The organism is Pseudomonas sp. TE12234, assembly GCF_054061835.1.
The window spans coordinates 182375-206353 of record NZ_JBSSEP010000003.1 but is presented as its reverse complement, the minus strand read 5'-3'; the positions used below and the strand labels follow the sequence as shown (position 1 = coordinate 206353).

Below are 23979 nucleotides of genomic sequence, written 5' to 3'. Positions count from 1 at the left end.
GCCGGCTCCTACGATGGTCATTGCGCTTCAGCGGTGCAGTACGTACTGCCCGGTGAACGTCACGGCGTCTTCCTCGCTTCCCGCATTCACGACCCGCGTATGCAGGGTCAACCGCGCCCGGCCGTAACGCTGGTACATGGTCAGGAATTTCTTCCACACCGCAGCACTCGGCGCCTGGCAAATGGCGTTCGCATCGCCGGTGACGGGAAGCGGGTAGCTGATCTGCCCTTCCTGAATCACGATGTGCCCGTCTTCAATGCCTTCTTCTTTCATTCGCAAATGCAGCCAGCCCCAGCCGGCCAACACCGCGCCGCAATACAGGCTGCCGCCGAACATGGTGCTCTTGTGGTTGACGTTGGCGTCCAGCGGCAAATACAGGCGCAGCTGCTGATCGTGCCAGTCGAGCACTTTGAGGCCCATGTCCCGCGTGAGGGGGATGTCGTGATGGAGAACGGTTTCCAGGTAACGACTGTCGCGGTTCATGCAGGGCCTCTTGTTTTAAATGGATGATTTGACCGTGGCTCAATCGAGTTCGTCGGTGTGGCTGGAGGCGCCACTGTCGGCGAAGCTCAAGCCGTGCTTGCGCAGCTTGTCGTGCAAGGTCTTGCGTGGAATGCCCAAGGCTTCGGCGACGCTGCGTAGCGAGCTGTGCGAGCGCGCCAGTTCGGCGGAGATCAGGGTTTTTTCGAAGTTTTCCACTTGCTCGCTCAGGCCACCGCTGACCACCGTCAGCGGTGCTCCCGCAGTGTCTTGCAGCTCTGTATTGTCCAGTGCCAGCTCCAGGCCGAGGGCGAAACGTTCGGCGGCGTTTTGCAGTTCGCGCACGTTGCCCGGCCAGGTATGGCGCAGCAGCTGCGCCCGTTGCCCCGGTTGCAGCTCGTTGGGCGGCAAGCCGTGGCGGGCGCTGGCTTCATCGGCGAAATGCTGGAACAGCATCAAGGCATCTTCGCCGCGCTCGCGCAGGGGTGGAATACGCAGCGGTGCGACATTCAGTCGGTAATACAGGTCGGCGCGAAAACGTCCCTGATCGGCGGACTGGCGCAGGTCTTCCTTGGTGGCGGCGATGATGCGGATGTCCAGCGGAATCAGCTGATTGCCGCCCAAGCGTTCGACCACCCGTTCTTGCAGCAACCGCAGCAATTTCACCTGCACATCCAGGCTCATGCTTTCGATTTCATCGAGAAACAGCGTGCCGCCGTTGGCGAATTCGAACTTGCCGATACGGCGTTTCTGCGCGCCCGTGAAGGCGCCTGGCTCGTGACCGAACAGCTCGCTTTCAACCACCGACTCGGCCAGTGCGCCGGCGTTGATCGCCACGAACGGACCGCTGCGTCTGTTCGACAGGTCATGCAGCGCCCGCGCGACCACTTCTTTGCCGGCCCCGGTTTCGCCAAGGATCAGCACGTCGGCCTTGGTCGCCGCCAAGGCCCCGATTTGTTGGCGCAGCCGTAGCATCGAGGGCGATTGCCCGACCAGGCGGGCGCTCAATTCATTGCGATCGCTCAGGGCCAGACGCAGGCTGCGGTTGTCCAGCACCAGTCGGCGCAAGGCCAGGGCGCGACGTACGCTGTCGAGCAGAGCGTCGCTGGCGAAAGGTTTTTCGAGGAAGTCGTAGGCCCCGGCGCGCATGGCCTGCACCGCCAGGGGCACGTCACCGTGACCGGTAATCAGCAACACCGGCAGCTCCGGGTCCTGGGCGTGGAGTTCAGTCAGCAATTCCAGGCCGTCCATGCCCGGCATGCGAATATCGCTGACCACCACGCCCGGCCAGTCGCGTTCCAGTTGTGCGGCCAGGCCTTTGGCTTCGGCCAGCGGCAGGATTTTCAGGCCGGCCAGATCCAGCGTCTGGCTCAGGGCCTGGCGCAGGTGGGGATCGTCGTCGATCAACACGACCTGGATGCGGTTGTCGATGGTCATGCACTTCGGTCCTCGGACGGTTGCAGGCTCACACCCGGTGCGCCGGCGCGCAGCTTCAGGGTAATCAACGCGCCACCTTCCTTGTGGTTGGCGAACGACAGTTCACCACCGAAGGCGCGCATCAGGGTTTCGCAGATCGCCAGGCCCAGCCCAAGGCCCTGGGTGCGGGTCTTGGTGGTGTAGAAAGGCTCGCTGGCGCGGCCCAGGGCTTCCATGCAAAAGCCGGGGCCATTGTCGCGAATGTACAGGTTGACGCCATCGGCGGTGGATTGGGCACTGAGCCAGAGTTTTCGCGGCGGGCCTTTTTCCGTCAGGGCATCCAGGGCGTTAGCCAGCAGATTGCCGAGCACCTGACGCAGGCGGGTTTCGCCGGCCTCGACCCACAGGGTGGCGGCAGGCAGGTCGCGGATCAGTTCGACCTCCATGCTGCGCCGACGCTTGGCCAGCAATGCCAGGGCATCGTCCAGCGCCGGTTGCAGGGCGACGCTTTCCGGGGCGTGCCGATCACGGCGGGCAAAGGCGCGCAGATGGGCGATGATCGAGGCCATGCGCCCGGTCAGTTCGCTGATCAGCTTGAGGTTGCCCCGCGCATCGTCGGTACGCTGGTGATCGAGCAGCACTTCAGCGTTTTCCGCGTAGCTGCGAATCGCCGCCAGCGGTTGGTTGAGTTCGTGGCTGATGCTCGCCGACATCGTGCCCAGCGCCGACAGTTTGCCGGCCTGCACCAGATCGTCCTGGGCGCGCACGAGTTCTTGCTGGGCCTGCTCGCGCTCCAGCACTTCCTGTTTCAATCGACGGTTGAGGCCTTCCAGATCGCTGGTGCGTTCGGCAACCCGGGCTTCCAGTTCGCGTCGGGCCTTGGCTTCGAAAGCGATTCGTTCAAGGTAATGGCGGCGGCGCTGCATCATCAGGCCGAGGAGCAGCATCAATACCAACAACGTGGCGCCACCGATGGCGACCACCGTGCGTACCGGGCGGTCTATCAGGGTGCGCGGGGCGAGGATGCTGACGTCCCAGCCGGTTTCCGCGATCGACTGGGTCTGGGTCAGCCAGGCGTTGGGATTGAGATTCAAGGGCTGGGGCTCCCGCGTCGGGTAAGGCTGGATCGCGGTGATGGCCTTGCTCTCTTCATCGTTCAGCGGACGGGTCGCGCGAAAGCGCCATTCCGGCCGCGAGGTGATGATGACCACGCCGTTATGGTCGGTCAGCAGCAGTTGTTCGGGGGTTTTGCCCCACAGGCTTTCGGTGTGGTCGAGGTCAACCTTCACCACCAGTACGCCGATGATTTTCTCGCCGTCGCGCACCGCCGCGGCGAAGAAGTAGCCGCGTTTGGCGGAGGTGGTGCCCAGCCCGAAAAAGCGCCCGAGCCGCCCGGCCATGGCCTCGCTGAAGTACGGGCGGAAGGCAAAGTTACGGCCAACGAAACTGTCGTGCTTGTCCCAGTTGGACGCCGCCAGAGTCTTGCCCGTGGTGTCCATCAGGTACATGACTTCGGCGCCGGTCTGGGCGCGAATGTTTTTCAGCAGGCGATTGGCATTGCCCTGGGTGACGCCGTCGTCCGGCGCACCGAGCACGGCGCGCAAGGCCGGCAAATCGCCGAGGATCTGCGGCAGTACTTCATAGCGATGCAGGGTGCCCAGCAGGTTGGCGACATAGAGGTCAAGGGTCTGCCGGTTCTGGCTGGCCAGTTCGCTGCGGTAATAGCGCTCGGCCAGATGCTCCAGCGGCCACAACAACGGCGCCAGGCACAAGGCAAGCAGCGCCAGGCTGCGCCAGCGAGGTCTGCGGGGGAGGGTCGGGGTCATAAGCATCGAGCGCCTGTGGGTACAGGCGCATTATGCCTAGGCTTGCGGGCGCAGTCTGCGCACCTTGGGGCGGGTGTGCCTGCTTCAGGCAAATACCTGAGCGTCCTTGAAGAAGGCCGCGACCTTGTCCTTGGCCGACAGTTGCGGCTCGGCGTCCAGTTGCCAGTCGATGGCCAGGTCCGGATCATCCCAACGAATGGCGCGCTCGGACGATGGGTTGTAGTAGTCGGTGGTCTTGTAGAGGAACTCGGCATAGTCGCTCAAGACCACGAAGCCATGGGCAAAGCCTTCAGGAATCCAGAGCTGGCGATTATTGGCGGCGGATAATCGAATACTGACCCATTGGCCGAAATGCGGCGAGCTGCGGCGAATGTCCACGGCCACGTCGAGCACTTCACCGGCCGTGACGCGAACCAGCTTGCCCTGTGTATTTTCCAGTTGGTAGTGCAGGCCACGAAGCACGCCTTTTTGCGAGCGCGAGTGGTTGTCCTGAACGAATTGCTTTTCTACTCCCGTCGCCGCTGCAAAAGCATTTGCGTTGAAGCTTTCGTAAAAAAATCCTCGCTCATCACCAAAAACCTTGGGTTCGATGATCAGAACGCCGGGTAGGTCGGTGGTAGCTACATTCATGGTGTTACTCCAGTAATAGACATTTGATGGTCGACATTCTTGCGTAGAGTCTTGTTCAAGTTGAGTGCTGCGTCATTTTTTCTTTTCTGGTTTACCTGGCCTGTCGATCATCTGGCGGATGACAGGGGGGTTGCGTATCGCCCCGAGCAGTGGCGATATAGGCGCCTAATAAAATTTCAGGGGTTGTTGTATGCCGCTCGCCACGTTGATTCATCGCGCCAGTTTGCCCAGTCCGCAAGTCTCTGCGGAGCAAGCGCTTGAGCTGTTGCAAGAGCATTACGGGCTGGGCGGAAGGTTGCAGGCCCTCGGCAGCCAGCAGGATCTGAACTACCGCGTCGACAGCGACCAGGGCCGTTTTGTCCTGAAAATCTGTCGGGGCGACTATTCGGCGCTGGAGCTGCAAGCCCAGCACGCCGGGCTCAAACATCTGGGCCAACACCCGGACGTGCACGTGCCACGGGTGATCCCCGCGAAGAATGGTGCGGACCTGCTGACGCTGAAAGTCGGAGGCCAGTCGGTACACGTGCGCTTGCTGGACTACATCGAAGGCCAGTCCCTGACCCATCTGGATCATTTCAATCGTACGGTGGTGGCCGGCTTCGGTCGCTTGTGCGGCGAGATGGACCTGGCGCTGGCGGATTTTGATCATCCGGGACTGGAGCGCACCCTGCAGTGGGACGCTCGTCATGCTCAGGCGTTGATCGCGCATTTGTTGCCGGTGATCCAGGACGACGCGCAGCGCACATTGATCGGTGAAGCGGCCGGGCAGGCCGAGCGTCATTTGCAGCCACTGGTGGACAAGCTGCCGGTGCAGGCCATCCACATGGACATCACCGACGATAACGTGGTGTGGCAGCGCGATGCGCAACGCCACTGGCAATTGCAGGGCGTGATCGATTTCGGTGATTTGATCCGCACCTGGCGCATCACTGACCTGTCGGTGACCTGCGCGGCGTTGCTGCATCACGCCGACGGCGACCCGTTCTGCATTTTGCCGGCGGTGCAGGCCTATCACGCGGTCAATCCGCTGACCCATGAAGAGTTGCTGGCATTGTGGCCGCTGATCGTCGCTCGCGCGGCGGTGCTCGTGCTCAGTGGTGAGCAGCAGGTCAGCATCGATCCGGGCAACGACTACAGTCGCGACAACCTCACCCACGAGTGGGAAATCTTCCGCGTGGCCACCTCGGTGCCCCTGGCCTTGATGGAGGCGGCGATCCTGACGTCGGTTGGCCAGAGCCTGCCGGAGATTGTCGGCGAAGGCTTTGCGCCGCTGCTGCCAAGCCTGGTCGGTCGTGAGTTTGCCTTGATCGACCTGGGCGTGCTCAGCCCGCATTTCGAAGCCGGAAACTGGGAGCAGGAGGGCATCGATCAGCGGTTGTTGAACGAAGCGGCCGCCGCCCACGGTCTGGCGGCCAGTCGTTACGGGCAATACCGTTTGTCCCGCACCCGACCGGACAGCGCGATCGAACCGGACACCTGCCCGTTGCATGTAGAACTGCGGGTGCCCCACGGCACGGCGGTCGAGTCACCATTTGCGGGCGTGATCCATCAGCCGTCGCCTGGGGTGTTGCAACTCGACGGCCCGCAACTGAGCGTGCGGCTCTGGGGCGTCACGCCGTCGCTGCATATCGGAGCGGCGCTGGTCAAAGGTCAGGTGCTGGGTGCGGTCAGCGGGCCGCTGATCGTGCAACTGACTCGTGGTGCCTCGTTGACGGCACCGTTGTTCTGCACACCGTCACGTGCAGCCGCCTGGCAAGCCTTGTGCCCGTCACCGGCAGCCCTGCTGGGCCTGGCCTGCGATGCTGAACCAGAGCTTGACGCACACACCTTGCTGGCCCGTCGCGATGCCAGTTTCGCGCGCACGCAAAAACACTATTACGTCGACCCGCCGCGCATCGAACGCGGCTGGCGCAACCACCTGATCGACATGCAGGGCCGTTCCTACCTCGACATGCTCAACAACGTCGCGGTGCTGGGGCACGGCCATCCGCGCATGGCCGCGGTCGCCAGTCGCCAGTGGTCGCTGCTCAATACCAACTCGCGGTTCAACTACGCAGCCGTTGCCGAGTTTTCCGAGCGTTTGTTGAAGCTGGCCCCGGACTCCATGGACCGCGTGTTCCTGGTCAACAGCGGCAGCGAGGCCAACGACCTGGCAATCCGCCTGGCGTGGGCCTACAGCGGCGGTCGCGACATGCTCAGCGTGCTGGAGGCCTATCACGGCTGGACGGTGGGCGCCGATGCGGTCTCGACCTCGATTGCCGACAACCCGAAAGCCTTGAGCAGTCGTCCGGACTGGGTGCACCCGGTGACGGCACCGAACACCTATCGCGGCGAGTTCCGTGGCCCCGACAGTGCGCCGGACTATGTGCGCAGCGTCGAACACAACCTGGCGAAAATCGCCGAGCAAAAACGCCAACTGGCCGGCTTCATCTGCGAGCCGGTGTACGGCAATGCCGGTGGTATTTCGCTGCCGCCGGGTTACCTGAAGCAGGTCTATGCCATGGTGCGTGCCCAGGGCGGCGTGTGCATCGCCGACGAAGTGCAAGTCGGCTACGGGCGCATGGGCCATTTCTTCTGGGGCTTCGAAGAGCAGGGTGTAGTGCCGGACATCATCACCATGGCCAAAGGCATGGGCAACGGTCAGCCACTGGGCGCGGTGATCACCCGCCGGGAAATCGCCGAAGCACTGGAAGCCGAGGGCTATTTCTTCTCGTCCGCCGGCGGCAGTCCGGTGAGTTGCCAGGTCGGCATGGCGGTGCTGGATGTGATGGAAGAGGAGAAGCTCTGGGAAAACGCGCAGGTCGTTGGCGGATATTTCAAGGAGCGCCTGGAAGCGCTGATCGATATTCATCTGCTGGTGGGCGCGGTGCACGGTTCCGGGTTCTACCTGGGCGTGGAATTGATCCGCAACCGCGAAACCCTGGAGCCTGCGACCGAGGAAACCACCGCGCTGTGCGATCGCTTGCGCGAATTGGGGATCTTCATGCAGCCGACGGGCGATTTCCTGAACGTCCTCAAGATCAAACCGCCAATGGTCACCACGCGCCGCAGCGTGGATTTCTTTGTCGACATGCTCTCGAAGGTGCTCTCGGAAGACCTGTAAACACCGCCCCGTAGGAGCGAGCCTGTTCGCGATGAGGTCGTGTCAGTCACGGATGTTTTGACTGAAAGACCGCTATCGCGAGCAAGCTCGCTCCCACAGGAGTCGTGGCGTTAATTCGATTGTTATCGGGTTTAAGTGCTTATTTTTAGACGTAAGGCATATTTGTCGCTTTTAAAGCCGATTTTTATCGGCTATAAAGTCGCCAATGCCAGGGCGTGGATGAACCATGCCCGACCGTCACGCACTTGCCCGGAGATGATTCATGAGCCGTAACGTTACCGTCGCCGCCACTCAGATGGCCTGTTCCTGGGACCTTGAAGGCAATATCGAAGTCGCTGAACGGCTGGTCCGTGAAGCCGCCGCCAAAGGCGCGCAGATCATCCTGATCCAGGAACTGTTCGAGGCGCCGTACTTCTGTCAGAAGCCGAATCCGGATTATCTGCAACTGGCCACGACGGTCGAAGACAACGTCGCCATCAAGCATTTCCAGAAAGTCGCCAAGGAACTGCAAGTGGTGCTGCCGATCAGCTTCTACGAATTGGCCGGCCGCGCTCGTTTCAACAGCATCGCGATTATCGATGCCGACGGCAGTAACCTCGGGATTTATCGTAAAAGCCACATCCCGGACGGCCCTGGTTACCACGAGAAGTACTACTTCAACCCGGGCGATACCGGCTTCAAAGTCTGGAACACCCGGTACGCGAAAATCGGTGTGGGCATCTGCTGGGACCAGTGGTTCCCCGAGGCCGCGCGCAGCATGGCGCTGCAAGGCGCGGAAATTCTGTTCTACCCGACCGCCATCGGCAGCGAGCCCCACGACAAGACCATTTCGTCCCGCGATCACTGGCAACGCGTGCAACAGGGCCATGCCGGCGCTAACCTGATGCCGCTGATCGCCAGTAACCGCATCGGCAACGAAGAACAAGACGGCTACGACATTACCTTCTATGGTTCGTCGTTCATCGCCAACCAGTTCGGCGAGAAGGTGCAGGAACTCAACGAAACCGAAGAAGGCATTCTGGTTCACACCTTCGACCTCGACCAACTGGAACACATCCGCAGCGCGTGGGGCTCGTTCCGTGACCGTCGTCCGAACCTGTACGGCGCGCTGAAAACCCTCGACGGTTCCCTGGAGTCCTGATCGACATGACCACATTGAATAGCACCCCTCGCGCCGACGGCTTTTACATGCCGGCCGAGTGGGCACCACAAACCCAGACCTGGATGGTATGGCCCGAGCGTCCGGACAACTGGCGCCTGGGCGGCAAACCGGCGCAAGCCGCGCACGTGGCGGTGGCCAAGGCCATTGCCCGTTTTGAACCGGTCACAGTGGCCGTTTCCGCCGGCCAGTACGAGAACGCCCGTGCCCGCCTGGACGTGCCGAATATCCGCGTTGTGGAGATGTCCAGCGACGACGCCTGGGTTCGGGATACCGGCCCGACGTTCGTCATCAATAACAATGGCGAAGTCCGTGGCGTGAACTGGGATTTCAATGCCTGGGGCGGTTTCGACGGCGGTCTGTATTCGCCGTGGAACCGTGACTCGCAAGTGGGCGGCAAGATCCTCGAGATCGAGCGCAGCCCGCGCTATCGCACTGAAGGCTTCGTGCTTGAAGGCGGTTCGATCCACGTTGATGGCGAAGGCACGCTGATCACCACCGAAGAATGCCTGCTTAATCGCAATCGAAATCCGCACATGAACCGCGCTGAAATCGAAGCGGTGCTCAGCGCACACCTGGCTGTGGATAAAATCATCTGGCTGCCGGACGGTCTGTTCAACGACGAAACCGACGGCCATGTGGATAACTTCTGCTGCTACGTGCGTCCGGGTGAAGTGCTGCTGGCCTGGACCGATGATCCGCAGGACCCGAACTACCCGCGTTGCCAGGCCGCGATGAAAGTGCTGCAAAGTAGCACCGACGCCAAAGGCCGCCCGTTCACGGTGCACAAAATGCCGATTCCGGGGCCGCTGTACGCCACGGAAGAAGAATGCGCCGGTGTCGATCCGGTGGATGGCACTCAAGAGCGCAACCCGAGCGTTCGTCTGGCCGGTTCCTACGTGAACTTCCTGATCGTCAACGGCGGCATCATTGCCCCAAGCTTCGACGACCCGTTGGATGCGCCAGCAAAGGAAATCCTGCAGAACCTGTTCCCGCAACACGAAGTGGTGATGGTGCCTGGCCGTGAACTGTTACTGGGCGGCGGTAACATCCACTGCCTTACCCAACAACAGCCAGCGCCGCACAAAGAGTGAGTGCAGTTGTAACAGCTTGAGTTGATTGCGAATTCATTCTGGCAAACGTTTTCGTGCCCAACTTCACGGCAAGCCCGCAGTCCTTCAGGACTGCGGGCTTTTTTGTATCCGCCTGTCGACTGTTCGCATACCTTGGCATAGCTCTTGTATCTGTGACGGTGTAATGCAGGGAGGGGGAGAACTTAGTTGTTCTGTCATAAACCTTGGATAAAGTCAGGCCGCTCACAAACCAGGAGAGAGCGCAGAAATGAACGCCGAAGTGAATGTGGTGAGCGAGCGCACGTTGCATCCCCTGGCGGTAAACGGCGAATCGCTCCAGATCCTGGCGCACTGGTTCAAGTCCAATGGAACGCGTCAGATCGCAGAAAGTGATCCGCGCCGGATGATGATCGAGCGCTACCCCGCTGGCTTGTTCAGCGAAGCGGAGCTGGATGCGTTGTGGGATGTGATGGAAGGATAAGAAGAAAAACAACGGATTGATAAACGAAAAACGCTGCCGGGATGGCAGCGTTTTTTTATGGACGAAGTTTTTGTCATCGCTGCCGACGCTTGGGGGAGCAAGCTTGCCCGCGGAGTCGTCCCTCACATGATTCGACCGATTCAAGAAACAGTCTGAAAGCCATTCCGGCGTTTTTCCGAAACAGGTGGGGCGTTAGTCTGCCGGCATTGAAATTCCCCGATTGTTTGCCGGAGCCTTGCCCATGATTCTTCATTACATTTACGACCCGCTTTGCGGCTGGTGTTACGGCGCCGAACCGCTGGTTCAGGCTGCCCGCAGCGTGCTGCCGGTGATCGCCCATGGTGGCGGCATGATGACCGGCGCCAATCGCCAGAGCGTTTCGCCGCAACTGCGCAACTACGTCATGCCCCATGACCGGCGTATCGCCGAGTACACCGGGCAACCATTCGGCGAGGCGTACTTTGAAGGTCTGCTGCGAGATCACACCGCCGTGTTCGACTCTGCCCCACCGATCGCCGCGGTGTTGGCCGCCGAAAAAGTGGCCGGGCGCGGCCTGGAGTTGTTGGCGCGTTTACAGCGCGCTCATTACGTGGAAGGACGACGGATTGCCGATCACGCGGTGTTGTCAGAACTGGCGCAAGACATCGGCCTCGATCCCCAAGCCTTCGAAATGGCATTCGCCGGGGCGCCCACGGAGCGTCACATCAAGGACAGTCGTGCGCTGTTGGCAACCGTGGGCGGGCAGGGCTTTCCGACGTTTGCCCTGGAGCAGGATGGCCGAATCACCCTTATCGATATCGGCCCATGGCTCGGCAAGCCGCAGGACTTTGCGGACTGGTTGCGTCAGGCACTTCCCGCATCAGTGTCGTCCGTATCCATGCAAGCCTGCGGAATCGATGGCTGCGCCATTTGATGTTTTCTGCCAGGCAAAGCCATTTTTCAGACAATTTTCGCCTGATGACCGACGATTCATGAAATTGACACATCGTTGAGGCCGCAGCTACGATTCGGCCCAACGCCTGTGGCTGACCGCCACGATCCCAAATAATAAAAAGGCCTGCCGCGAGTCATCGTGGGCGGGCCTTTTTGTTTGCGGGATGAAAAAAGAGCGCAAGAGTGCCATTTCAGCCGTTCGACACAGCGCGTACCCACTGGTAATAAGGAAAACAACATGTTGAACAAGCGAATCAGCCTGATCGCTCTGGGGATTTTGAGCGCTTCACAGGCCATGGCTAACGACCAGGCCGAATCCAAGGGATTTGTTGAAGACAGCAGCCTCAAGGTGCTGTTGCGCAATGCCTACATGAACCGTGATTACAAAGACGGCAACCCGGATAAATCCGAGTGGGGCCAAGCGGCCATCGGCACGTTCTCGTCCGGCTTCACCCAAGGCACCGTGGGTGTGGGTGTGGATGCTTTCGGCCTTTACGCACTCAACCTGGAGCGCAGCGAAAGCCGTAGTGGCGCCCAAGGTATCGACTTTTTCAAAAAGGGTGACAGCGGCCAACCGGCTGATGACCTGTCCAAGGGTGGCGCAGCGGTCAAATTCCGCCTGTCCAGCACCACGCTGACCTACGGCGACCAGATGCCGGCCCTGCCGGTGTTGAGCTACGACAACTCGCGCCTGCTGCCAGAAAGCTACACCGGCACATTGATCACCTCCAAGGAGATCAAAGGCCTGGAACTGAACGCCGGTCGTTTCACCGCCGAATCGCGTAAAAGCGCTGAAGGCCGTGACAGCGGTGGCCTGAAGTCGATCAACGTGTTGGGCGGTAGCTACCAGTTCACCGAACAATTCAAAGGCGCGCTGTACGCGTCCGACGTCGAAGACGTGCTGAAGAAGCAATACGTGAACGCCAACTACGTGTTCCCGATCGACAAGGATCAGGCGCTGACCCTGGACTTCAACGGCTACCGCACCAAGCTGGACGACGCCTACGTCCGTGAAAACGGTATCACCGGCGACGACAACAAGATCTGGAGCCTGGCCGCCACCTTCGTCACCGGCCCGCACTCCTTCACCATCGCCCACCAGCGCAGCACCGGCGATAGCAACCTGGGCTACGCCTACGGCGGCTATCAGAAAGACCAGGGTCGCGTCGGCGACGGCGGCAATACCATCTACCTGGCCAACTCCTACTGGTCCGACTTCAACGCCGAAGACGAACGCAGCTGGCAACTGGGCTACGGCCTGGACTTCAGCGCCTTCGGCGTTCCCGGCCTGAGCTACAACGTCGCCTACGTGCGCGGTGACAACATCACCACCTCCACCAGCACAGACGGCACCGAGCGCGAAATCTTCAACCAGTTCAAGTACGTCGTCCAAAGCGGCCCGGCCAAAGACCTGAGCGTGAAGCTGCGCAGTTCTGTCCTGCGTGTTTCGCAGAAGTCGAGCGAGTACAACGTCAGCGGTAACGAAGTGCGTGTGTTCGTGGATTACCCGATCAACATTTTCTGATGATCGATTGCGGTATCGAGGCCTGATTGGAGGCTGAGCGCAAAGAGAAGCCCCGACTGGTTCGGGGCTTTTTTGTGTTTTTCATGAGCTCATGTCGCCGAAACTCGATTTTGGGAACATGTGTTAGGAACATGTCGTCGGCGGCGACATATTCCAAAAACGTGTCGCAAAAAGTGAAAAATTGCGACACGTTATGGCCTCATGTTTACACTCGCGACATGAGTGGGCCGATATCTGCTCAGAAAACAAACAAATCGATCAGGATTCCTTTCATGAGCGAACCTCTGCTGTCATGGCACGCTGACAGGCCATACAACCAATTGCCGCTATTACCACCAGGAATCGAGCTGGAAACACGCGCAGTCCTCAAAAAATGCATTGAGGCACGGACCGCCCTGGCCGAATTGAAACAGGCAGCGGAGTTGATTCCTAACCAGACAGTTCTGATCAATACCATTCCGTTGCTGGAAGCCAAGGCTAGCTCGGAAATAGAAAGCATCGTCACAACCACGGACTTGCTGTTCCAGCATGCTCAGGACGCTGAAAACCATGCTGACCCAGCGACCAAAGAGGCGTTGCGCTACCGTACAGCGCTGAATCAAGGGTTCCAGTCCCTGACTGAACGACCACTTTCTACCAACACCGCTGTGGAAATCTGCCGAACGCTGAAGGGTGCGAAGCTGGATATCCGCCGCACACCTGGTACGCAGCTTGCGAATGACCGGACGGGTGAAGTCATCTATACGCCGCCCGAAGGGGAAGAGCACCTGCGCGAACTTCTCGCAAACTGGGAACGCTTTCTGCACAACGAAACGGATCTCGACCCTCTCGTGCGCATGGCGGTCGGGCATTATCAATTTGAGGCGATTCACCCTTTTGTCGACGGCAATGGCCATACCGGAAGGGTCATCAATACCTTGTTTTTGATTCAAGAGGGCCTGCTGAATCTGCCAATCCTTTACCTCAGTCGCTACATTATTGCCCAACGTGCCGATTACTATCGGCTCCTGCTAGAGGTGACGACCCAACAGGCATGGGAGCCATGGTTGTTGTTCATGTTGAGCGCCGTAGAAGAAACCGCTCGCTGGACGACTGCCAAGATTGCCGCGATTCGCGCGTTGTCCGAACACACCACTCAATTCGTGCGTGATCAGCTACCGAAGACCTATTCACGCGAATTGGTCGACGTGATTTTCGAACAGCCCTACTGCCGCATCAGTAACGTGGTCGACAAGAAAGTTGCTCAACGGCAGGCTGCGTCACGTCACCTCAAGGACTTGGTTTCCATAGGGGTGCTCGAGGAGATGCAGGTGGGTAAGGAGAAGCTTTTTATCCATCCCAAATTGATGCAATTGCTTATCCGCGACAGCAACGAATTAAAACCTTACGTTGGTTAACAGCGCGTGAACCAAAAAGCCCCGAGTGATTCGAGGCTTTTTCACGTCAAAATAGTTACACCAAGTAATTAATGATGTTCCCGTTCCCACCTTTATCCCCTCCAGCGAACTCCATACATTGAGCTCCAACGCCTCTCCCATCATCCCGACGGGAAGGTCACTGGAGATTCCTCAATGCCTTTCGTAAGCGTGCGCATCACCCGCGATGGCGTGACCACTGAGCAGAAAGCTCAGGTGATCGCGGAAATCACTGAAACACTGGAACGTGTCCTCAACAAGCGTCCAGACCTGACCCACATCGTGATCGAAGAAGTCGACACCGATAACTGGGGTTACGCCGGGATCACCACCACTCAGTACCGCAAGCAACTGGCGGAAGAGGCGCAGTCGTGACGCCGTCGGTGACCATCGATTTCGTCTCCGACGTGGTGTGCCCATGGTGCGCACTGGGGGCGACGGCGCTGGAGCAGGCCATCGAGAACGTGGCGGGCGAGGTTTCGGTCGAGCTGACTTACAAGCCTTTCGAGCTGAACCCGAACATGCCGGCCGAAGGCGAGAAAGCCGTCGAGCACCTGATGCGCAAATACGGTCGTACCGCCCAGGACGTCGCCAATGGCAAAGCGATGCAGATCGAACGCGGCAATGCCATCGGCTTCAAGTTCGACCTGGAAAAGCGCACCCACTTCTACAACACCTTCGACGCTCACCGCTTGCTGCTTTGGGCATTGGAGCAAGGGCGTCAGGTGGCGCTGAAGAAGATCCTGCTTCGCGCTTACTTCAGCGAAGGCCAGAACCCGAGTGATCAGCAGACGCTGGCGCGGTTGGCGGCAGAAGCCGGGCTGGACCAGGAACAGGCACGCGAGGTGTTGGCGTCTGGCGCGTACGCCGCCGAGGTGCGTGAACTTGAAGCGTTTTACCAGCAGCGCGGCATCAATTCAGTCCCGGCGATGGTGCTGAACGGCCGTCACCTGGTGTCCGGTTCGCAGTCGGTCGAGTACTACGAGCAGATGTTGCGACAAATGGCGTCGGCCTCCGCCGAAGCCTGATTACTTACTTTTTCAAATCATCATTTATCAGTAGAGGTTCATCATGAGCAATTCGAAAAAAGTCGTTGTCATCACTGGCGCATCCCAAGGTCTCGGCGACGGCATGGTCAAGGCCTTCCGTGAACTCGGTTACCGGATCGTCGCCACTTCGCGTTCGATCAAGCCATCGACCGATCCTGACATTCTCACCGTGGCCGGCGACATCGGCGAACCGGCTACCGCACAGCGCGTCATCCGTGAAGCGATCGCACGTTTTGGTCGTATCGATACCCTGGTCAACAACGCCGGGATCTTCATCGCCAAGCCGTTCACCGCGTACACCGCTGAAGACTACGCCAACGTGTTGTCGGTAAACCTCAACGGTTTCTTCTACATCACCCAGCTGGCCATCGCCGAGATGGAGAAAAACGGCAGCGGCCACGTCGTCAACATCACCACCAGCCTGGTGGACCACGCCATCGACGGCGTGCCATCGGTACTGGCTTCGCTGACCAAAGGCGGCCTGAACGCGGCCACCAAATCCCTGGCCATCGAGTACGCCAAGCGGGGCATTCGGGTGAACGCAGTGTCGCCAGGCATCATCAAGACCCCGATGCACGGCGAAGAAACCCACGCCGCACTGGGCGCCTTGCACCCGGTCGGGCATATGGGCGAGATCGATGACATTGCACAGGCGGTCGTGTACCTGGACGGCGCCAAGTTTGTCACCGGCGAAATCCTGCACGTCGATGGTGGTCAGAGCGCGGGTCACTAAGAGCCGGGTTTTTAAGCGGTAGAAACAACAAAGCCCCTGCATTTCTGCAGGGGCTTTGTTTTGTATGGTGCGGCACTAAGAGTCGAATCAAGCACTTAAATTATTAAACGTGATCATTATGTTAATAAGTTTCCCAAAGCCTCAAGTACGCTGCTTCAACTCTTTCACTCTCTTAATAACGTATTGCTCAAAAAGCGAGTGCTGAAATACACAGCGATAGTCTCCACGGTCAACAAATGCACGAATGATTGCCCCGCAGATTTCAGCTTCACTGCGCGTTCTGTTTTTGTTGAAAGAGGCCGCCAGGATGGCGTTTATACTCTGGAGGCGTTCTCTCATACCGGTATCGTCAAGTATTTCTGAAAACACATCGCGCCATGGTCGTTGGTCGACCTCTTCTATATCTCGTCCAACGAAAACCCAGCTCAAATATTGTTGGCCATCAATCTCGAAGCTTTCAAACCGATTATCTGTGTGAAATGTCTCACGGCTAATCGGTGTGTCTCGAGCCGGTGTATATGGTGCGGTAGGTGATCGTTGGGCATTCACCAAGCGGGAAAGGCTATCCACTTGAATGCAGACGACTGGGGCGGCTAGGTTTCGAAAGACTTTGTAGAACGTCGCTTCCTTGGAGGCACCGACCTTGGAAAGCACTGAGCGTAAATAACTTTCTACTGTGGTGGCGTGCTTGAATTCTTCGTCTAGCCAGTCAGTGGGCATGAGTAACTCGGCAGCAAACCGGTTCGCCTCTGCTTCCATTTGCATATAGGCAAAATCCACTTCTCCAGGGTCGATATGGGTAACGATTGTACCGGTATGCCAAGGGATGACGATGTGCCCAATCTCGTGGGCCAGTGTAAATTTCCGTCGGGTGACTGGGATCGTGACGTTAATAAGAATCTTTGGCCTGGCCTCCCCTCCAATTCCTATCGTTATCCCGTCCACGGCGAATGGAAAATCGTGAAACTCAAGGTCACCGTACTGTCGTGCAAGTTGTTCCAGGTCGTAAGGTGGCGTGAGTTTATTGATGGCCAACACACGATTGGCCATTCTTTCTTCAGGGGTCACTAGATTTTGCCCATGCTACGTAACCAGGCTTCGACCTTTGCAGCTTCGGCCACCGAAGATGCCCTGGCCGCCATGGCGGTACGGCTGCGGCTCAATTCTTCTTGCAGTGTTGTGCCACGCTTATGCGCAGTCAAAATGAATGGCAGCACAGAGGGTGTTGTAGACCACAACTGATATTCGCTCCACTGCATGCCAAGGTAGTCGTGCAGTTCAAGATCTTTACCTTGGCGACCTTCGTGCCAATTTTCAACGAACTGCTCAATCTCTTCTTCTAGTACGTCGCCTCGCAGGCAAGCGTCGATAAAACTCATATGCTTCCCCCTCAATTCGGGTTGATTCTGCGGCCGCGTACGGCAGGCTTCAATGTAACGCCCGTGGTTGGGCAGACTGAACCCAGATGGAAGCCACGACGGTCAAATACTTCAAACTCACCGTGGAGGGAGTCCCATGAGTAATAACGCTGCTCAACCGCATCAAAATAATATTTTCTCTGGCCTTCTACAAACGCGACCCTGAAGCCGCTAACAATAGAGGGGTCGGGTTTCGGCTTACCACCCATTCACAATTCCTTGTCGTGATATTCGGCAGGTGCTGATGCCGATTGGGTGCTTACTTTAACGAACACTTTGGCGAGGGGCAGCTATCGGCAGGGAGTGATACGTGTCCGGACGTATCTGCCGATTTGCAGGTCATAGGAGACGGAAGGTGGGAGATCGCAAACCAAGGCCTGCTCCTACAGTCAGGAGTCAGATTACAGCCATAAATAAAAAAGGCCCACCTTTCGGTGAGCCTCTTTTGTGTTGCGTATGGTGCCGGCACCAGGAATCGAACCCGGGACCTACTGATTACAAGTCAGTTGCTCTACCATCTGAGCTATACCGGCGTGTCAGGGCGACGATTATAGCGATTGGGTTGGTTCTGTAAACCCCTGAATTCAGACTATTTTTGCGCAGGTGTCAGTCCGGCCCTGCGGATTCTTCCACAGGGTCGGGCGGCGGGATTGTCTGGCGGTGTCAAACGCTGTTCTTGACGGCGTTGATCAGGTCTTGGCTCAGCACTTGAGCGGGCGCTACCTGCACGCTTTGGGTGTAGAACGGCGGCAGGTTCTGGGCCAGTGTCGACAACGCTTGAGCCGTGGTGTTGCCCGGCAACAGCACGTATTGCAGGTTGGACGGATAGCTCTGCGGCACGGGGCCTTCCATGGTCGAACCGTATGCACCGAAGGTCATCACTGCCTGTGGGGTGGTGGGGTCGGGAGCATACAGAAAGACGAAGGTGCCGTACTTCGGATGGGTCAGGTATTGCTCGGCTTGAGCGCGAACGGCCGGATCCGGGTCATTCATCAGGGTCCAGCGCATGACCGCGTAGTTGCGGGTCGTTTCCATGAACGCTGTACGAATCGGCGACTGGTTCTCGAGGCCTCCCAGGCACACCAGCAAATTGCCGAACGGGTCGATGAGCGCCACCGAATTGAACACCGGACTTTGCTGCGCGGTTTTGACCAGTGCAGGGGCGAGTTCTGCGCCGGGGTCGCGCGGGTTCGCTGATTGCACGGTCAGGGCAAAGGGGCTGAGTGCAGTGAGGGCCTGGCGCACTTTGCTGTTGGCTGGAAGCGTGGACGGATTTTTCAGCTGGTCTGGCGGTAATCCACTGTTGTTGCTGGCCTCCCGCACTGTGTTGACGCTGGCAGAGAAGATCGAGCTGGTGAGGAAATACGCTGCCGAGTCGATGGACTGGCCACCGAACACGGGGCTGGTTGACCCCTGATAGGCCCGGCTGACAGGTGCTGCAATCGCGTAGTAACCCCAGGTGTTCTGCGCTTGCTGGCGAATTTGCGGTGGTAGCGACGGAAAGGTGAATTGGCTGTTGTAGTTGATGCCCGCGTAGTCATCGATCGCACTGACGGCAACATTGAATCCTGCGGTCAGGAGCGAGCCGGCGCACATGGCGCAGGGGTCCAGCGTAGTCACGACGGTCAGTTGGTTGGGCGGTGGCAGCTTCAGTGGCGAAGCGTTTTCGTAATACCAGTCCACCAGTTGTCGTTCGCCGTGGGCGGTAGGGTCGTGGGGCAGGAAGTAAGTCGTGCCACCGCGGGGGAACGGCATCAATACGTTGTTGTGCAGCGCGGCAATCACTTGTCCTGTTGCGTTGTTGATGAGGGCGCCACCCACCGCGAAGGTTTGCTGCAATGCAGCTTCAATGGCTTGGTTGGCAACGGCATCGACGGCTTCCTGCGCATTGTTCAGTGTGCTCATGGTTTCTCAGCTCCTTGCTTCCTGATCGCCAGACAATTCTGACGCTGGGCAAAGATAGTTGAGGTTTTCAGCGTCGTTTATGTTCTTTTGGTTTAACGCTTATGCACAACGTGGTTGTCGGCGCACGCAATCGTGCGTGAATTTGTGGACTCGTTCTCATCTGGCACGCAAATCACTGTTTTTCAGGTTTTTTATTCAAGTGTACGAAATCTGAACAGTATCGTTTCACCCCTGAAACAGCTGTAAATGTTGGATCCACGATATTTTCATCAACAGAGTTATCCACAGGCTGCGCATCATTAGAGGCGTTGTGCCAATAGCAGGAAATTGCGTGGCGTCAGCGGGGTTTCACAGAAGGTGCCGAGGCGAACGGTGTAGCCCTGTTCGAACAGGAAAAGCGCCCGATCGAGTACCAGCCAAAGCTCCAGTGGGCGTCGGAAAAGGCCACGCAACAGCTCCAGATTGCGCACTTGCGCCAGGCGCTGCCAACCGCTGGCTTCCAGTGCCGCCCAATCTTGCGGGCCGATTGTGGATAAGTCCTTGAGTCCGCCCAGATGCTGGCAGTACTCGGCGAAGGTCCTGTCCAGCCAGGCGCTTGGCAGGGACGGCGTTGGCAGGTACTCATCCACGCCACGCAGCTGGCGTTGCAGCAGGTCGAAGGCCAGTCGCCGGGCCATGGAAGTGTCGCGCTGACGGCGGACGCGCGCACCCGCGGTCACGGTTTCGCTCATCGGCAGTGCGAGATCGTCGATAGACAGCTGTAGATCGGAGTTCCTGGCGGCCGAAGATATCGGTGAGTACTGGGGAAGACTGATTCGGTTATAGCAGCAAGGTGCGATGGCGAGTTGTTTGCAGCCCGCTGCGCTGGCCAGATGGATCAGTTGCACGTGCAGATCGCCACAGGCGTGCAGGGCTACCGGTGTGTGGTCAGCGGTCAATAGCGTAGCGGTATCCGCCGTGAGCACATCTTGCTCGATATGCAGCGCATGCAGTCCATGGCGTTGGCTGAGGGCCTGTCCGCTGGCAACCAGCGCCGGGTCGTATTCCAGGCAGGTCAGTTGTTGACCGGCATGCAGCAACCGACGCCCCAGGTGCCCCTTGCCCGAGCACCAGTCCAGCCAATGCGTCGGCACATGGGCAAACTGCAATCGACTGGCGAAGGCTTCAATCTGCTGCCACTTGCGACCCGGCACATCCACGTTCAGACGATGCCCCGCAGCCTCCAGTGCATGCGCCGGCAATTCACCCACGGCCGCCAATTCAAGAGACAGCGCCGCCAAGGAAGCAAAAGGTTCCGGCGCGTCCAGCAGGGCAGGTTGGTTGTGGGCGTTCTCTGCGTCTTCGAGTGATCGGCCACGTAGCCAGGCGGCCAATTCGGGGTAGGCCGTTTCCCAGGGAAGCTGCAGATGGGTGAACGGTCGAGGCTTCCACAGCGCCTGGTGCCGTGTCAGAAAAGCATCCAGCGCGGTGAAGCGGGCGAGCAGGGACTCGCCCGTCAACACGTGGGCATCAACGCCCTTGGCAGGCATCGACGCGCAACCAGCACTCCAGCAGCTTGAAGCCGCGCACCAGCACATACGCCATCAGCAGGTAGAACATGCCGGCGGCGAAGAAGATCTCCACCGGCAGGTAGGTCCGGGCAATGATGGTGCGGGCCATGCCGGTCAGCTCCAGCAGGGTCACGGTGCTGGCCAGGGCGCTGGCCTTGAGCATCAGGATCACTTCGTTGCTATAGGCCGGCAGGCCGATGCGCGCGGCGCGGGGCAGCATGATGTAGATCAGCGCCTTGGCCTTGGACATGCCCAGGGCTCGCGCCGCTTCGATCTCGCCCGGCGGAATCGCCTGAATCGCGCCGCGCAGGATCTCGGCGATGTAGGCCGCGGTGTGCAGGGTCATGGTCGCGGTGGCGCACCAGAACGGATCGCGCAGGTACGGCCACATCGAGCTGTTACGGATGATGTCGAACTGCGCCAGGCCGTAGTAGACGAGGAACAGTTGAACCAGCAACGGCGTGCCACGGAAAAAGAAGATGTAGCCGTAGGGAAATGCCCGCACCCACCACAGGCGTGACGAGCGAGCAATGCCCAGGGGAATCGCCAGCAGCAGGCCGGCGATCACGGCGATGGCCACCAGCTCCAGGGTCAGGGTTGCGCCCTGGGCCAGTTTCGGCAGCCACTTGATGATGATTTCCCAGTTCATTGGGCGCTCCTCGCGAAGCCGCGAGCGGCGCGTTTTTCCAGGAAGTGCATGCCGGTCATGGCCAGGATCGTCAGGCTCAGGTACATGAATGCAGCGACCATATAGAAGGTGAACGGTTGCTTGGACACGGTCACGCCGATTTGCGCGTGACGCATGATTTCCTCCAGGCCGATCACCGACACCAGTGCGGTGTCCTTCATCAGGATCATGAACAGGTTGCCCAGGCCGGGCAGGGCGATGCGCCACATCTGCGGCATGATCAACTTGGTGAAGATGCGCCATTTCGACAGGCCCAGCGCCACACCGGCTTCACGATGGCCTTTTGGGATGGCGAGGATCGCGCCGCGAAACACTTCCGTGGCGTAGGCGCCGAAGCACAGGCCCAGGGCGATGACGCCGGCGGCGAAGGCATTGAGTTCCAGGTCGGGGTTGCCGAAGAACTCGCCCAGGGCGCGCATCAGGTTGACGGTGCCGAAGTAGATCAGCAGGACCCAGAGCAGTTCCGGAATTCCGCGAACCAGGGTCGAATAGGTGCCGCCAAGCCATTGCAACGGCTTGTACGGGGAAGTCTTGGCCAAGGCGCCGAGCAGACCGAGTACCAGTCCCAGGCACAGGGCTGAGAGCGCCAGTTTCACAGTCATCAGCGCGCCAGCGGCGAGCGCCGGGCCGAATCCGTAGAGGTCGATAATCATGGATTTCTTTTCAAATCGCGGCAGGCAAGGCCGGGGACCGGCGCCGTCAGCAGGCGGCACCGGTCCGGCAGGTCAGGATCAATAGATGCTGAACGGGAAGTACTTGTCGTTGATTTTCTTGTAGGTACCGTCAGCAACGATTTCTTTGAGCGCGGCGTTCAGCTTTTCGCGGATCGGATCGTTCTTGCGCACGGCGATACCGATCTTGTCGCTTTCTTCCACCGGATCGCCCTTGAATTCGTAGGCGCGGCCAGCGTCGCTTTTGAGCCACTCGTAGTTGACGTATTTGTCCGCCAGGATGCCGTCCAGGCGACCGGAAGTCAGGTCGAGGTAGGCGTTTTCCTGGGTGTCGTAGAGTTTGACTTCAACGCCCGGCATGTTGTCTTCCAACCAGGTGCCGGCGAGGGTCGCACGTTGTGCGCCGATCACTTTGCCTTGCAGGGACGCCTTGTCGGTCTTGAACTCTTTGTCTTTTGGCGCGATGAATTGCAGCTTGTTGGAGTAGTACGGGTCGGTGAAGTCCACCGCTTGCTTGCGCTCGTTGGTGATCGACATCGAAGAGATCAGGAAGTCGAACTTCTTGGCGTTCAGGGCCGGAATGATGCCGTCCCAGTCGGAAGTCACGACGGTGCATTCGACTTTCATCTTGGCGCACAGGGCGTCGCCGATTTCCTTGTCGAAGCCGACCACGTTGCCACTGGCATCTTTGTTGTTGAACGGCGGGTAGGCCGCTTCGATGCCCATCTTCAGGGTTTCGGCCATGGCACCGGCGCTGAAGGCCAGGGTGACGGCGGCGGCCAGGAAGATTTTTTTGAAGTTCTGCATGCGGGTAGCTCCGTTAGCGGTTGCTGGACATGAATTGTTTGCAGCGTGCCGAAAGCGGGTTTTCAAACACCTGCTGTGGCGATCCTTGCTCTTCTACCAGGCCCTGGTGCAGGAACACCACTTCGCTGGAAACCTGACGGGCGAAGCCCATTTCATGGGTCACCAGCAGCATGGTGCGGCCTTCTTCGGCCAGTGCGCGGATGACATTAAGTACTTCCTGGACCATTTCCGGGTCAAGGGCGGAGGTGGGCTCGTCGAACAGGATGACTTTGGGCTGCATGGCCAGGGTGCGGGCGATGGCCGCGCGCTGTTGTTGACCACCGGACAGTTGTGCGGGGTAGGCATGGCGCTTGTCGGCGATACCAACCTTGGCCAGCAAGGCTTCGGCCACTTCGATGGCTTCGGCCTTGCTCTGGCCGAGCACGCGGCGCGGTGCTTCGATGATGTTGTCGAGCACGCTCATGTGCGGCCACAGATTAAAGTTTTGAAACACAAAACCAATTTCGCTGCGCAGGCGATTGATCTGCTTGCCGTCGGCAGCGACCAGTTCACCATTCTTGGCGGCTTTGAGCTTGAGCTCCTCGCCGGCGACCAGGATCTGGCCCTGATGCGGGTTTTCCAGCAGGTTGATGCAGCGCAGGAACGTGGACTTGCCGGAGCCGGAAGAACCCAGGATCGAGATCACATCGCCGTCGCGGGCGGTCAGCGAGATGCCTTTGAGCACCTCCAGCGAGCCGTAGCGTTTGTGCAGGTTGCGGATTTCAAGCGCGGGCGTGGCCTCAGCCATGTGCGTTCCTCATTGTGTTTTGCGCTCCTGCTGTTGGCGGCCTTACTGGCGAGGCGGCCAAGCTAGCATAGCGTTTCCAAGGCAGCCAACAGCGCTACGGGCAGTAAACGGGTGGCATGTGGCAGGTTGTCGCATCGGCACAGCAGACTGTCGCCCCGTCAACAACCGAACAGTCGTTTGAACCCTGCTTCCGGATAAAAAGCCAGGCGGCCGTTCTAAAAAAGGGCGCGATGTTGCCAGCTTTGGCGGGGGGTTGGAAGCGTAAACAGGCCAAAGGTGGCCGAACTGCACTTTTATCGTGCGTCGAGCCATTTTTGGGTGTGTTTCCGG

General features: G+C 59.1%; 23 protein-coding genes and 1 tRNA gene. 10 read left to right on the top strand and 14 right to left on the bottom strand.

Features of this window, described 5'->3' with window-relative positions:
- Nucleotides 1-27 precede the first annotated feature (27 nt).
- From ACVWYU_RS07415 to rfbC, 4 genes are all read right to left on the bottom strand, one after another.
- Nucleotides 28-483, bottom strand: coding sequence for a YiiD C-terminal domain-containing protein (locus ACVWYU_RS07415; RefSeq protein WP_247256680.1), 456 nt, complete (start codon nt 481-483; stop codon nt 28-30).
- A 39-nt stretch (nt 484-522) separates the two neighbouring features.
- Nucleotides 523-1917 (bottom strand): sigma-54-dependent transcriptional regulator, encoded by a 1395-nt coding sequence (locus ACVWYU_RS07410; protein ID WP_457372339.1) that lies wholly within the window; start codon nt 1915-1917, stop codon nt 523-525.
- Nucleotides 1914-3722: a sensor histidine kinase gene (locus ACVWYU_RS07405; RefSeq protein WP_457372338.1), complete on the bottom strand. Its 1809-nt coding sequence runs from the start codon at nt 3720-3722 to the stop codon at nt 1914-1916. Before ACVWYU_RS07405 ends, ACVWYU_RS07410 begins: the two co-directional genes overlap by 4 nt.
- An 84-nt stretch (nt 3723-3806) precedes the next feature.
- The gene (rfbC, locus tag ACVWYU_RS07400) at nt 3807-4352 is read right to left on the bottom strand and encodes a dTDP-4-dehydrorhamnose 3,5-epimerase (RefSeq protein ID WP_457372337.1); all 546 of its coding nucleotides are present in this window, start codon (nt 4350-4352) and stop codon (nt 3807-3809) included.
- A 190-nt stretch (nt 4353-4542) separates the two neighbouring features.
- On the opposite strand from rfbC, the gene ACVWYU_RS07395 reads away from it, so the two are divergent.
- The 10 genes from ACVWYU_RS07395 (at nt 4543) to ACVWYU_RS07350 (ending at nt 15823) form a co-directional block, all read left to right on the top strand.
- Complete coding sequence (locus ACVWYU_RS07395) at nt 4543-7455, top strand: aminotransferase (protein ID WP_457372336.1); 2913 nt, start codon at nt 4543-4545, stop codon at nt 7453-7455.
- A 262-nt stretch (nt 7456-7717) separates the two neighbouring features.
- Complete coding sequence (gene aguB, locus ACVWYU_RS07390; RefSeq protein ID WP_090327934.1) at nt 7718-8596, top strand: N-carbamoylputrescine amidase; 879 nt, start codon at nt 7718-7720, stop codon at nt 8594-8596.
- A gap of 5 nt (nt 8597-8601) precedes the next feature.
- A complete protein-coding gene (aguA, locus tag ACVWYU_RS07385; protein WP_090327937.1) occupies nt 8602-9708 on the top strand; it encodes an agmatine deiminase in 1107 nt (368 codons plus the stop codon).
- Between the two features lie 247 nt (nt 9709-9955).
- Nucleotides 9956-10168 (top strand): hypothetical protein, encoded by a 213-nt coding sequence (locus tag ACVWYU_RS07380; protein WP_090327941.1) that lies wholly within the window; start codon nt 9956-9958, stop codon nt 10166-10168.
- Between the two features lie 241 nt (nt 10169-10409).
- The gene (locus tag ACVWYU_RS07375) at nt 10410-11081 is read left to right on the top strand and encodes a DsbA family protein (RefSeq protein ID WP_457372335.1); all 672 of its coding nucleotides are present in this window, start codon (nt 10410-10412) and stop codon (nt 11079-11081) included.
- A gap of 258 nt (nt 11082-11339) precedes the next feature.
- Complete coding sequence (locus tag ACVWYU_RS07370) at nt 11340-12626, top strand: OprD family porin (RefSeq protein ID WP_390958155.1); 1287 nt, start codon at nt 11340-11342, stop codon at nt 12624-12626.
- A 272-nt stretch (nt 12627-12898) separates the two neighbouring features.
- Complete coding sequence (fic, locus tag ACVWYU_RS07365; RefSeq protein WP_457372334.1) at nt 12899-14023, top strand: protein adenylyltransferase Fic; 1125 nt, start codon at nt 12899-12901, stop codon at nt 14021-14023.
- A 174-nt stretch (nt 14024-14197) separates the two neighbouring features.
- The gene (locus ACVWYU_RS07360) at nt 14198-14416 is read left to right on the top strand and encodes a tautomerase family protein (RefSeq protein ID WP_247256674.1); all 219 of its coding nucleotides are present in this window, start codon (nt 14198-14200) and stop codon (nt 14414-14416) included.
- Nucleotides 14413-15069: a DsbA family oxidoreductase gene (locus ACVWYU_RS07355; protein ID WP_457372333.1), complete on the top strand. Its 657-nt coding sequence runs from the start codon at nt 14413-14415 to the stop codon at nt 15067-15069. The genes ACVWYU_RS07360 and ACVWYU_RS07355 overlap by 4 nt, the downstream gene beginning before the upstream one ends.
- A 43-nt stretch (nt 15070-15112) precedes the next feature.
- Nucleotides 15113-15823, top strand: coding sequence for an SDR family NAD(P)-dependent oxidoreductase (locus tag ACVWYU_RS07350; RefSeq protein ID WP_130208476.1), 711 nt, complete (start codon nt 15113-15115; stop codon nt 15821-15823).
- A gap of 141 nt (nt 15824-15964) precedes the next feature.
- Here the strand turns inward: ACVWYU_RS07350 and ACVWYU_RS07345 are convergent, their stop codons facing one another.
- The 10 genes from ACVWYU_RS07345 to ACVWYU_RS07300 form a co-directional block, all read right to left on the bottom strand.
- Entirely contained in the window at nt 15965-16873 is a 909-nt protein-coding gene (locus ACVWYU_RS07345; protein WP_457372332.1) for an ImmA/IrrE family metallo-endopeptidase, read from the bottom strand.
- Nucleotides 16874-16890: 17 nt separating this feature from the next.
- On the bottom strand, nt 16891-17202 hold the full coding sequence (locus ACVWYU_RS07340; protein WP_457372331.1) for a hypothetical protein: 312 nt from the start codon (nt 17200-17202) through the stop codon (nt 16891-16893).
- Between the two features lie 11 nt (nt 17203-17213).
- The gene (locus ACVWYU_RS07335) at nt 17214-17450 is read right to left on the bottom strand and encodes a colicin E3/pyocin S6 family cytotoxin (protein ID WP_457372330.1); all 237 of its coding nucleotides are present in this window, start codon (nt 17448-17450) and stop codon (nt 17214-17216) included.
- Between the two features lie 248 nt (nt 17451-17698).
- Nucleotides 17699-17774: transfer RNA gene (locus ACVWYU_RS07330), tRNA-Thr, on the bottom strand.
- Between the two features lie 130 nt (nt 17775-17904).
- On the bottom strand, nt 17905-19146 hold the full coding sequence (locus tag ACVWYU_RS07325) for a nucleoside deaminase (RefSeq protein WP_457372329.1): 1242 nt from the start codon (nt 19144-19146) through the stop codon (nt 17905-17907).
- Between the two features lie 299 nt (nt 19147-19445).
- A complete protein-coding gene (locus ACVWYU_RS07320; RefSeq protein ID WP_457372328.1) occupies nt 19446-20675 on the bottom strand; it encodes a methyltransferase in 1230 nt (409 codons plus the stop codon).
- Complete coding sequence (locus ACVWYU_RS07315) at nt 20656-21345, bottom strand: ABC transporter permease (protein ID WP_457372327.1); 690 nt, start codon at nt 21343-21345, stop codon at nt 20656-20658. The genes ACVWYU_RS07320 and ACVWYU_RS07315 overlap by 20 nt, the downstream gene beginning before the upstream one ends.
- Nucleotides 21342-22037, bottom strand: a complete 696-nt coding sequence (locus ACVWYU_RS07310) for an ABC transporter permease (RefSeq protein ID WP_047536288.1) — start codon at nt 22035-22037, stop codon at nt 21342-21344. The genes ACVWYU_RS07315 and ACVWYU_RS07310 overlap by 4 nt, the downstream gene beginning before the upstream one ends.
- A gap of 78 nt (nt 22038-22115) precedes the next feature.
- A complete protein-coding gene (locus ACVWYU_RS07305) occupies nt 22116-22862 on the bottom strand; it encodes an ABC transporter substrate-binding protein (RefSeq protein ID WP_090327967.1) in 747 nt (248 codons plus the stop codon).
- Between the two features lie 13 nt (nt 22863-22875).
- Complete coding sequence (locus ACVWYU_RS07300) at nt 22876-23649, bottom strand: ABC transporter ATP-binding protein (protein WP_007972784.1); 774 nt, start codon at nt 23647-23649, stop codon at nt 22876-22878.
- Nucleotides 23650-23979 lie beyond the last annotated feature (330 nt).